This window comes from Metabacillus crassostreae (genome assembly GCF_016908395.1).
In the GTDB taxonomy this organism is placed as follows: domain Bacteria; phylum Bacillota; class Bacilli; order Bacillales; family Bacillaceae; genus Metabacillus; species Metabacillus crassostreae.
This window is the reverse complement of sequence record NZ_JAFBDU010000016.1, coordinates 40,507-50,404: the sequence shown is the minus strand read 5'-3', so window position 1 is coordinate 50,404 and position 9,898 is coordinate 40,507. Positions and strand designations below refer to the sequence as shown.

Here is a 9,898-nt window from a genome sequence, read left to right as displayed (position 1 = left end):
TCGACTTGCATGTATTAGGCACGCCGCCAGCGTTCGTCCTGAGCCAGGATCAAACTCTCCAATAAAGTAGTGTTTGACTTGCTCATAGTTGTTTCGTATTTGTACTATATAGTACGTTTTTGTTAATCGAAATTAACGTTGGCACGCTTGGTTTTGTTTAGTTTTCAAAGATCATAATTGGAGCGGGTGAAGGGAATCGAACCCTCATCATCAGCTTGGAAGGCTGAGGTTTTACCACTAAACTACACCCGCAAAAAGTGTCTCGACTGGTCGGGAAGACAGGATTCGAACCTGCGACCCCTTGGTCCCAAACCAAGTGCTCTACCAAGCTGAGCTACTTCCCGTCAATGGCGCGCCCGAGAGGAGTCGAACCCCTAACCTTTTGATCCGTAGTCAAACGCTCTATCCAATTGAGCTACGGGCGCAAATATTATTTTAACGTTGTTCAAAGGAGCAACTTTTATATCATAACATCTTGTTATTGCTAAGTCAACAATTTCTTGAAAATGTTTTATTGGTGCGGCCGAGAGGATTTGAACCTCCACGGGGTCGCCCCCACTAGGCCCTCAACCTAGCGCGTCTGCCATTCCGCCACGACCGCGAAACATATGAAAGTTATTTACTTTCGTAAAAACTTTGATGCGGGTGAAGGGACTTGAACCCCCACGTCACAAGGACACTAGATCCTAAGTCTAGCGCGTCTGCCAATTCCGCCACACCCGCATGGTGTGTAAATGGTGAGCCATGAAGGATTCGAACCTTCGACCCTCTGATTAAAAGTCAGATGCTCTACCAACTGAGCTAATGGCTCATTTTATATAGTAAATAAAATGATATAATCAAATAAAAATGGCTGGGCTAGCTGGATTCGAACCAACGCATGTCGCAGTCAAAGTGCGATGCCTTACCGCTTGGCTATAGCCCAATAAACTATTTACTTACCAAAAGTGACAAGAGTTAAATTTTATCATGATTAAACATTAAACACAAGTGATAACTAATTATTAAAATAAATTAATGGCGGTCCGGACGGGACTCGAACCCGCGACCTCCTGCGTGACAGGCAGGCATTCTAACCAACTGAACTACCGGACCAAGTAGTTTTTTTCACGTAGTGAAAATAAACATCCTTGCACTTACTCTTGAAAAGTCAGCAAAAATTAAAAATCCTCACATTAGATCTGAATTTTAAGATCAAAGCAATAATTTATAATCTCACACTTTCTCATCATATACCAATTCAGAAAGAAATAGGAGGCGAGCTACAAGTGCGCCCACTTCCTACCCTCTAATAATATATGATGACCCGTACGGGATTCGAACCCGTGTTACCGCCGTGAAAGGGCGGTGTCTTAACCGCTTGACCAACGGGCCTAAATTCATATGGCGGAGAAGGAGGGATTTGAACCCTCGCGCCGCTTACACGACCTACACCCTTAGCAGGGGCGCCTCTTCAGCCACTTGAGTACTTCCCCATATGGCTCCGCAGGTAGGACTCGAACCTACGACCGATCGGTTAACAGCCGATAGCTCTACCACTGAGCTACTGCGGAATAATTATTTATCACAGACTTTCTTTATTATATTGATAGAGGCATGTCCTGTCAAGACAAACAATCAATATTTTAAGGAAATTCATTACCATCAGCGACGGCTTTTATAATTTATCATAGCCACTATCTCATAGTCAACCCTTTTCAATAAGATAGATTTTTCCAGCACATTTGCCACAAACCATTCTAGATGTATCGACTCGCCTTTTCCTCTTATACTCTTGACCACATCTTGTACACTTATACGTTAAACTTACAGCTTTAGGTTTAGGTGTTTTTATTAATGGGGTACAGAATCTAGGGGCATCTACTTTCATAAGAAGATCTTTAAAATCTTGATCACCATGCTTATACCCTTTTCCTTCTATATGAAGATGATAATGACATAGCTCATGTTTAATAATTCCAATCATCTCATCAAGACCATGCTCAACATAGTACTTCGGATTAATATCTATATTATGACTTCCTAGCATGTATCTTCCACCAGTTGTTCGTAGCCTGTTATTAAAGGTTGCTTTATGTTTAAAAGGTTTATGAAAAAGACTCGAAGATAAATCTTCTACCAATTTCTGAAGCTTTACATCATCCATGATAATTCCCCCGTTTTAAATTGGAACACAGCACTCGTCCATTGCATACATTATAAACACCTATACACCATTATAATGGTTAAGGAGGTATGAGCAAATGCCATCATGGTTACAAAGTCAAATGCAACGTGCCTTTTTAGAAAAAAATCGTTATCAAATAAAGCTACTTAATCAATGTTGGTTTTTCTATAGAGAAAAAGAAGCAAATTCATAATTATCCTAGTGAGATAATCTGAAGCTATATCAAAACCACTTTTCACTTTATATCCTTAGACAAATATGCGACTCCTCTTTAAAAAGAAAACTTTTTAATAGAAATGAGGAGTCTACATTTTTAACATATAACAGTATTCAATCTACAGTAAGCTAGGTTAATTTTTTAACATCGTAAGAGCAACTCTGCCCTTCTTCGAATCAACTTCATCAACCCAAACTGTAACAACATCTCCAACTGAAACAAGATCCAATGGATGCTTAACAAAGCTATTACTCATTTTTGAAATATGCACTAGCCCATCCTGTTTTACACCTATATCTACAAAAGCACCGAAATCAACTACATTTCTTACAGTACCTTGTAATTCCATACCTTGTTGAAGATCTTCTAATTTAAGAATATCCTTTTTGAGTAATGGCTTTGAAACTTCATCACGCGGGTCTCTCTCAGGTCGAACTAAGGCATCACATATGTCCTTTAACGTCAGCTCACCTATTGAAAGGATTTCAGAAACTTCTTTAAGATTTAGATTTTTCACCTTTTCATTTAATTCTGTTGTTCCCAAATCTTCAGCAGTTGCATCTAACTGTTTGAGTAGCTTCTTCACTTCTGCATATCTTTCCGGGTGAATGCCTGTTCGATCTAGAGGCTGATCACCATCTGATACCCTTAAGAAACCGATACATTGCTCATACGTTTTAGCGCCTAGTCTAGGAATATCTTTAAGTTCCTTTCTATTCGTAAACCTGCCTAGCTCTTCTCTTTTCTTAACTATGTTATTTGCCACTGATTTACTAAGTCCAGCTACATATTGTAATAAAGAAGACGAAGCTGTGTTTACATTTACCCCAACTTGGTTTACAACAGTTTCAACAACAAATGTTAATGAATCATTAAGCTTCTTTTGTGATACATCATGCTGATATTGACCAACTCCTACTGATTTTGGGTCAATTTTTACTAATTCAGCTAAAGGATCCTGTAATCTTCTCGCAATGGAGACAGCACTTCTTTCTTCTACCTGCAAATCCGGGAACTCTTCTCTCGCTAAGTCAGATGCTGAGTAAACACTTGCTCCTGCTTCATTTACGATAAGGTATGAAATTTCTGCTGAAACTTCTTTTAATATATCAGCAATAAATTGTTCTGTTTCTCTAGATGCTGTTCCATTACCAATAGCCACGACCTCTATTTTATAATCCTTCAAAATCGAAACAACCGTTTCTTTTGCTTTTTCTTTTTTGTTTACAGGTGGATGTGGATAAATCACACCAATATGCATCATTTTGCCTGTTTCATCTGCTACTGCTAATTTACAGCCTGTCCGATAAGCTGGATCCACACCTAATACCATTCTCCCTTTTAATGGGGGCTGAAGTAATAAGTTCCTTAAGTTTTCTGAGAAAATATGAATCGCACGGTCTTCTGCTTTTTCAGAAAGCTCTTTTCTTATTTCTCTTTCTATTGATGGCTGAATCAGTCTTTTATAAGCATCATCTATAGCCTCTATTAAAACGTCTCTTACTGTTGTTATATTATTTTTTAACTCTTCTTTTGTTAGATAACTAATAATTTGATCTTGTGGTGGTTTGACGGATATTCTTAAAACATCTTCCTTTTCTCCACGATTCATCGCAAGAACACGATGAGGTACAATCTTCTGAATAGGTTCTTCATAATCATAATACATCTCAAAAACATTCTTTTCGTCTTTTTCCTCATCTTTAGCTACTGAAGAAACTGTCCCTTTTTTGAAGGTAAGATCTCTAATCCATTGACGATATTTTGGCTGATCAGAAATTTGTTCAGCTATGATATCTTTTGCTCCCTGAATTGCTTCTTCAGAAGTGTTCACTTCTTTTTCTTCATTAATAAATTCTTGAGCCTTTTGTTGTAAATCACCTTGCTGTGGTAAAGCAAGAATCCATTCCGCTAGTGGTTCTAGTCCCTTTTCTTTCGCAACTGTTGCTTTTGTTCTTCTTTTTTGTTTATACGGTCTATATAAATCTTCTACCTGCTGAAGCTTTAATGATTTTTGAATCTCTTCTGCAAGCTCTTTTGTTAGCTTTCCTTGCTCTTCTATTAAACGAAGTACTTCCTCTTTACGATTCTCGAGATTTTGTATGTATGTCCATTTATCAGATATATCACGGATTTGCACTTCATCAAGTGCTCCTGTTTGTTCTTTACGATAGCGAGCAATGAATGGTACGGTATTGCCGTCTTCTAATAGCTTAATTACACTTACAACTTGCTTTTCATTAATAGAAAGTTCCTTGCTAACATGCTGCATCATTTTGCCTTGTTTTTCTGTCATTTAAAATCCTCCAAATCAGAAATTACCTATTACAGCCAATCCTGCTTATTTACTTCTTCATACATTCTAACATTTTACCAAATTTTAGAGCTCTATTGAAATAGATAACAGATTTAGGTATCTAACAATTATCTATTTAATTTTTTAGCAAAATGAAAAACAAAAAATCGGTCAACCATTTTAAAATTAAAACAGTTGACCGACTATGTATGTTAAATCATCATTTCGTGTCAATGTATATTCTTCTAATTGCTTTGATAAATTATCTACCGACTCACCCTTTTTCAAGAGAGATTTTATAGCCGGTAAAACCAATCCATCTGTATGAATGATAAATTTGGATCCTTCTTCATAATCGTAGGTATGGGTACGGTATTTTTGTGGTTTTCCTGATAAGTAGCCAAGTAGAGGTAGTGGATAGATATATGATCCAGAAGGTGCACAGAGTACAAATCGAATATTTCCTACAGAACTGTACGTGAACTGTTTGCTTTTGAAAAAGAACTTCAATATTGAAACGGTTGCTCCACGCTTATCCTTTAATTCTTTATTACATAGGTCAATTAGTACGTCTACATCTTCAGCATGATTGTTTTCGACTAATGTACTGATTGCCGAAGAAGAATCATTTGCTCGTTCTCCACTACCTAAACCATCAGCTAATGCACATATATAATATTCATCAGTTGCTTTTATGTAAAAGCTATCTCCACAGCAGAGTTTTCCTTCTTTTGATAATTGGAAAGCCAATGTATCAATATGATTATTTGATTCTCTTACTATCATTGCTTCATCTCCGATGGCATGTCTTTAGCTAGAGCCTCTCTAAGCTTTTGAATTGCTCTCCGCTGCAATCTTGACACATGCATCTGAGAGATACCAAGATGTTCTCCAGTTTCCTTTTGACTCTTATTTTGGATAAATGTACAATCAATAATCTCCATTTCTCTCTCTGATAAAACATGTAAAACACTTTGAAGCATAAGCCTCTGATTCACATTTTCAAATCCTTGATCTTGAGAGCCCACAATATCAAGGATTGTGACAGTACTTCCATCTGAATCGGCTTCAATTGAATGGTCTACTGATAAAGCTTGATAGCTTTTTCCCATTTCCATTGTTTCTAACACTTCTTCTTCTGTAACCCCAATATAATCAGCAATTTCCTGTACTTGAGGCGATCGTTCATTTTCATTTGTTAATATATCAACTGCAGCTTTTATCTTTGGCCCAAGTTCCTTAATTCTTCTAGGGACATGTACACTCCATGTTTTATCCCTTAAAAAGCGCTTGATTTCACCAATAATAGTAGGGATCGCAAATGCTTCAAAAGGTTTACCAATCGTAGGATCGAACCTTCTTATCGCACCTAATAAACCGATCATTCCAACCTGTCTAAGATCTTCATGAAAGCTTTTCCCTTTAGAATATTTCTTAGCTAAGGTTTCAACTAAACCTGTAAAATGTTCAACAAGCGCTAGTTGGGCACTGTTACTTTCCGTCTTTTGAAAATCAATAATTAGCTCAATTACTTGTTCTTTAGTTAGCTTCATACTTTGAGATGGTTGTGCCATGTTCTATTCGCTCCCCGCTTAAATACTTAATCATGAAGACCGTTACACCTGAGTTAACTAGGACACGGACTTCATCCATGAGCGTTTCCATCAAATAGAGACCTAACCCTCCCTCTGGTAGCTGATCTACAGGACTTTGTGAGGAATAAGGACCAAGTTCATTTTTAGTCTTTTCAAAATCAAAGCTTTTCCCATTATCAGCAATCATTACTTCAAGGCGATCATCATAAAGACCAAAACCTATTACAACTTCGCCTTCTTCGTTATTTTTATAAGCATGCTGAACAGCATTTGTACATGCTTCACTTGTCGCAATTTTCAAATCCTCAATTTCATCATATGAATAACCCATTCTACTTGCAATCCCTGATAGGGTTAACCTTATAATACCAACATACTCCGGCTTAGCTGGAACCTTCATTTCTATATAATCTACTAGTTGCTTCATTGTAACCCACCCTCTGATTTTGAAGATATATCAATGATGTCACTTAGTCCTGTTATACTAAACAATCGTTCCAAGCGATCTGTTAACTCCACTAAATGTAAATTTCCGTTATTCTTTCTTACGTTTTTCAATAAGCCAACAAATACTCCTAATCCCGTGCTATCCATATAAGATACATTCTTTAAATTAACAGTAACCTGGGGATTCTCTTCTTCTGCTAATGGTAGTAATGCCTCTCTAAGCTTAGGTGCTGTATACGCATCAATTTCACCAGCAACTAATACAACGGTCTTATCATCTTCTTTACTTATATCTATTTTCATATTCATCTTTCTTCACCTCTAAGGATCATTTATGTTAATACATACCCCGTTATCATAATAACTAAACCAAACGTTTAATAATTATTAATGTAAAATCATCCCTTAACTGGAGATCCTGCATTTTTTCGAAATGGCGATAGATTTTCTCAACGATTTCCTGTGAGGAAAGATGTTTATTCATCATTATGAGATCTGTAATGGCTGATCTTTCGATAAATCCATCTTCAGTTCGAGACTCTGTTACACCATCAGATAAGAGTACAACCATATCTCCAACCTCAACCTTTTGTTGATATTGTCTGTATTGAACATTATGATCAACACCAAGAACAAGTCCTTTTGTAATTAAATCTTCAAAATGATCTGTTTCTGAGTGATAATAAAAACCTGGCTCATGACCTGCTGAAGCATATGTGAAAATGTGGTCAACCACATTATACATTCCATAAAACATGGTAATAAACATGCTTGGATCAACATTACGCTCAACAACTCGATTTAAATTTTCCAATATTTGATTAGGATTTTTACGAGATTCAGGGAAACTATCCATAGCATACTTAATCATAGACATACATAACGCTGCAGGTATCCCTTTACCAATAACATCAGCAACGGCAATACTTACTCCCTTTTCATCATGAACAAAATGATGATAATCACCATTCATTTGCTTCGATGGTACACTAATAGCACCAATATCCAATGAATCAATGTCAGGAACCGTTGTTTCTAATAATGTTTTTTGAACATTTGCAGCGATTTCAATCTCAGATCGAATTTCTAATTGTTGATCGCGTAGACTTTGATGCTCCTGGTAAGCTAGACCATATCCCATCATGACCTCAAGCAGGAAATCTAATGAAGAGAGAACCTCTGTTTGAATATCAGGAAAGAGTTCTTGCAAGACCTTTCTATGTGCACTAATAATTTCTTCAGGCGGTATTTGATGTTCGATTGTTTTTCTACTAAATTTTTGCCCTTGATATAAGGCTGTTTCTGTTTGTTCATTTAAATAGTTTCTTAATAGCTCTCGATATTTTGTCTCTAGAAAATCGCGAAATTCCATTTATGTCCTCCTATCGAAGCCATTTCACCGCTTGGATATTTGTTCCTTCACCAACAGTGGAAGTAATATCAAATCCATCCATTAAACGTTTAACACCCGGTAATCCAGCACCTAACCCTCCAGAAGTTGAAAATCCATCTTCCATCACTTTTCGGATATCAGAAATTCCAGGCCCATTATCTATGGCTACTATTTTCAAACCCTTTTTACCAAGGTCATTTATGCGTTCAATTCGCATCTCACCTTGTCCTGCATATAAGTATATATTTCGGGCTAATTCGGAAATCGCAGTTGTGATTCTAGCTTGATCAACTGTACCGAATCCAAGCTCCTTCGCAACATTCCGACCAAGTTGTCGTGCTGCAACTATGTCCCATTCGGTGACAATTTTAACACAGGATTGGTTTTCCATGCTTACTCCCCCAACTCCTGTTGTAATGTTTCAAGGCCTTTTTCTAAATCAAGGGCTGTTTTGACATCCTCAAGCTGAATGCCTAATTCTATGAGTGTTATGGCTACAGCTGGTTGTATTCCCGTTAACACAACTTTTGCTCCCATCAGCCTTGACATACTAATAACATCACCAAGTACTTTTGCAATAAACGAGTCAATAACATCCACAGAGGTTAAATCTATCACAACACCATTTGCTCCAGTTTCATGGATTTTATGCAAAAGATCTTCTTGAAACTGAAGTGCTGTCTGATCATCTAGCTCCCATTGAATTGAAATCAATAAACAATTATGTAATTTTAATATTGGTATTCTAGGATTCATAATCTATTCCTCCAATGAGACAATTTGACGATTTGTCATTTCTAAAGCTGATTCAATACCCTTTTGAAGACTATTTTTAGTAATTATCTGACTTAAGTCTATTCCAAGATTTACAATCGTTTGGGCAATTTCTGGTCTAATTCCAACTAGCAGACATTTTGCTCCAACAAGTCTGACAGCTTCTGATGCCTGAATAATATGATGCGCCACCATTGTATCTACTACAGGAACACCCGTTATATCAATTAAGACAACCTCTGCACGGTGCTTCACAACACCTTGAAGGAGATTTTCCATAATACGTTTAGCACGCTCTGTATCAATTGTCCCTACTAAAGGCATGACGGTTATATTTTCAAACACAGGAATTAATGGTGCGGAAAGCTCTTGTAAAGCAATCTTTTGTAGAGAAACTGTTCTCTCCCATGAAGATGCATATTGATAAAGCACCTCACTATTAATTGGGGAAATCCATTTATCAAAAGACCATACTAATTTCATTTTATTCTCTTCTGATTCATCTACAGTCATTTTAGAAAACAACAACTTATTAAATTCAGATAAACTTGTTGAAATGTAGCGTAAAGACCAGCCTTGTTGAACGATCCTTTGAGAAAAGTCTGATATTTTACTAGTAATCTCTTGATCTTCACCTCTAAAAGAAAGTAGTAATATATTCATATACTCATTACAAGTATTTGTATAAACTTGGTCTGATAGTACAGAAGACACTTTTGGATCATCAAGAGCCTTCATTTTATCTGTCCATTCAGTTAGTAATTCTTCTCTATTATTTTGAATAAACTTCAAAAATGGATTTGACGGTTGGTTCATCTCGCTTTATTCCTCCTTAGCATATTCAAACACTATTCTAATATTATACCTATAATATGGAACAAAAAAAAGAATACAACAAGTACATGATTTTACAAGAAATATGTAATGTTGCATTCAATTATCATATTGATCATAATCTTTCAATTTCTAATAAAAAAAGTTGCTTTTTGAGCAACCTTTTTGTTTTTTA

General features: G+C 36.5%; 11 protein-coding genes, 11 tRNA genes and 1 rRNA gene. 1 reads left to right on the top strand and 22 read right to left on the bottom strand.

What is annotated here, in order from left to right:
- From JOC75_RS23390 to JOC75_RS23330, 13 genes are all read right to left on the bottom strand, one after another.
- Positions 1-65, bottom strand: a 16S ribosomal RNA gene (locus JOC75_RS23390); the annotation flags it as partial.
- 113 nt (positions 66-178) lie between these two features.
- Positions 179-252, bottom strand: a tRNA-Gly gene (locus JOC75_RS23385).
- Positions 253-267: 15 nt separating this feature from the next.
- A tRNA-Pro gene (locus JOC75_RS23380) sits at positions 268-344 on the bottom strand.
- Between the two features lie 4 nt (positions 345-348).
- Positions 349-425, bottom strand: a tRNA-Arg gene (locus tag JOC75_RS23375).
- A 90-nt stretch (positions 426-515) separates the two neighbouring features.
- Positions 516-601, bottom strand: a tRNA-Leu gene (locus JOC75_RS23370).
- 39 nt (positions 602-640) lie between these two features.
- Positions 641-723, bottom strand: a tRNA-Leu gene (locus JOC75_RS23365).
- A gap of 12 nt (positions 724-735) precedes the next feature.
- A tRNA-Lys gene (locus JOC75_RS23360) sits at positions 736-811 on the bottom strand.
- Between the two features lie 39 nt (positions 812-850).
- Positions 851-925 (bottom strand) — tRNA-Gln (locus tag JOC75_RS23355).
- Positions 926-1,018: 93 nt separating this feature from the next.
- A tRNA-Asp gene (locus JOC75_RS23350) sits at positions 1,019-1,095 on the bottom strand.
- A gap of 207 nt (positions 1,096-1,302) precedes the next feature.
- Positions 1,303-1,374 (bottom strand) — tRNA-Glu (locus JOC75_RS23345).
- A 10-nt stretch (positions 1,375-1,384) separates the two neighbouring features.
- Positions 1,385-1,475: transfer RNA gene (locus JOC75_RS23340), tRNA-Ser, on the bottom strand.
- 3 nt (positions 1,476-1,478) lie between these two features.
- Positions 1,479-1,553, bottom strand: a tRNA-Asn gene (locus tag JOC75_RS23335).
- 134 nt (positions 1,554-1,687) lie between these two features.
- A complete protein-coding gene (locus JOC75_RS23330; RefSeq protein ID WP_204956311.1) occupies positions 1,688-2,146 on the bottom strand; it encodes a SprT family protein in 459 nt (152 codons plus the stop codon).
- Between the two features lie 97 nt (positions 2,147-2,243).
- Here JOC75_RS23330 and cmpA point away from each other — a divergent pair, with 97 nt between their 5' ends.
- Complete coding sequence (cmpA, locus tag JOC75_RS23325; protein ID WP_204956310.1) at positions 2,244-2,360, top strand: cortex morphogenetic protein CmpA; 117 nt, start codon at positions 2,244-2,246, stop codon at positions 2,358-2,360.
- A 157-nt stretch (positions 2,361-2,517) separates the two neighbouring features.
- On the opposite strand, the gene JOC75_RS23320 is transcribed toward cmpA, so the two are convergent.
- From JOC75_RS23320 to JOC75_RS23280, 9 genes are all read right to left on the bottom strand, one after another.
- Complete coding sequence (locus JOC75_RS23320; RefSeq protein ID WP_204956309.1) at positions 2,518-4,680, bottom strand: Tex family protein; 2,163 nt, start codon at positions 4,678-4,680, stop codon at positions 2,518-2,520.
- Positions 4,681-4,866: 186 nt separating this feature from the next.
- Positions 4,867-5,466, bottom strand: a complete 600-nt coding sequence (locus tag JOC75_RS23315) for a PP2C family serine/threonine-protein phosphatase (RefSeq protein WP_204956308.1) — start codon at positions 5,464-5,466, stop codon at positions 4,867-4,869.
- On the bottom strand, positions 5,463-6,254 hold the full coding sequence (gene sigB / locus JOC75_RS23310) for an RNA polymerase sigma factor SigB (RefSeq protein WP_204956307.1): 792 nt from the start codon (positions 6,252-6,254) through the stop codon (positions 5,463-5,465). Before sigB ends, JOC75_RS23315 begins: the two co-directional genes overlap by 4 nt.
- A complete protein-coding gene (gene rsbW / locus JOC75_RS23305) occupies positions 6,220-6,702 on the bottom strand; it encodes an anti-sigma B factor RsbW (protein WP_146950741.1) in 483 nt (160 codons plus the stop codon). Before rsbW ends, sigB begins: the two co-directional genes overlap by 35 nt.
- A complete protein-coding gene (locus JOC75_RS23300) occupies positions 6,699-7,031 on the bottom strand; it encodes an anti-sigma factor antagonist (protein ID WP_204956306.1) in 333 nt (110 codons plus the stop codon). The genes rsbW and JOC75_RS23300 overlap by 4 nt, the downstream gene beginning before the upstream one ends.
- Before the next feature lie 55 nt (positions 7,032-7,086).
- The gene (locus JOC75_RS23295; protein ID WP_204956305.1) at positions 7,087-8,094 is read right to left on the bottom strand and encodes a PP2C family protein-serine/threonine phosphatase; all 1,008 of its coding nucleotides are present in this window, start codon (positions 8,092-8,094) and stop codon (positions 7,087-7,089) included.
- A 10-nt stretch (positions 8,095-8,104) separates the two neighbouring features.
- Entirely contained in the window at positions 8,105-8,506 is a 402-nt protein-coding gene (locus JOC75_RS23290) for an anti-sigma regulatory factor (protein WP_146950738.1), read from the bottom strand.
- A 2-nt stretch (positions 8,507-8,508) separates the two neighbouring features.
- Positions 8,509-8,874: an STAS domain-containing protein gene (locus tag JOC75_RS23285; protein WP_146950737.1), complete on the bottom strand. Its 366-nt coding sequence runs from the start codon at positions 8,872-8,874 to the stop codon at positions 8,509-8,511.
- On the bottom strand, positions 8,875-9,705 hold the full coding sequence (locus JOC75_RS23280; protein WP_204956304.1) for an STAS domain-containing protein: 831 nt from the start codon (positions 9,703-9,705) through the stop codon (positions 8,875-8,877). It lies immediately after the preceding gene.
- Between the last annotated feature and the right edge of the window lie 193 nt (positions 9,706-9,898).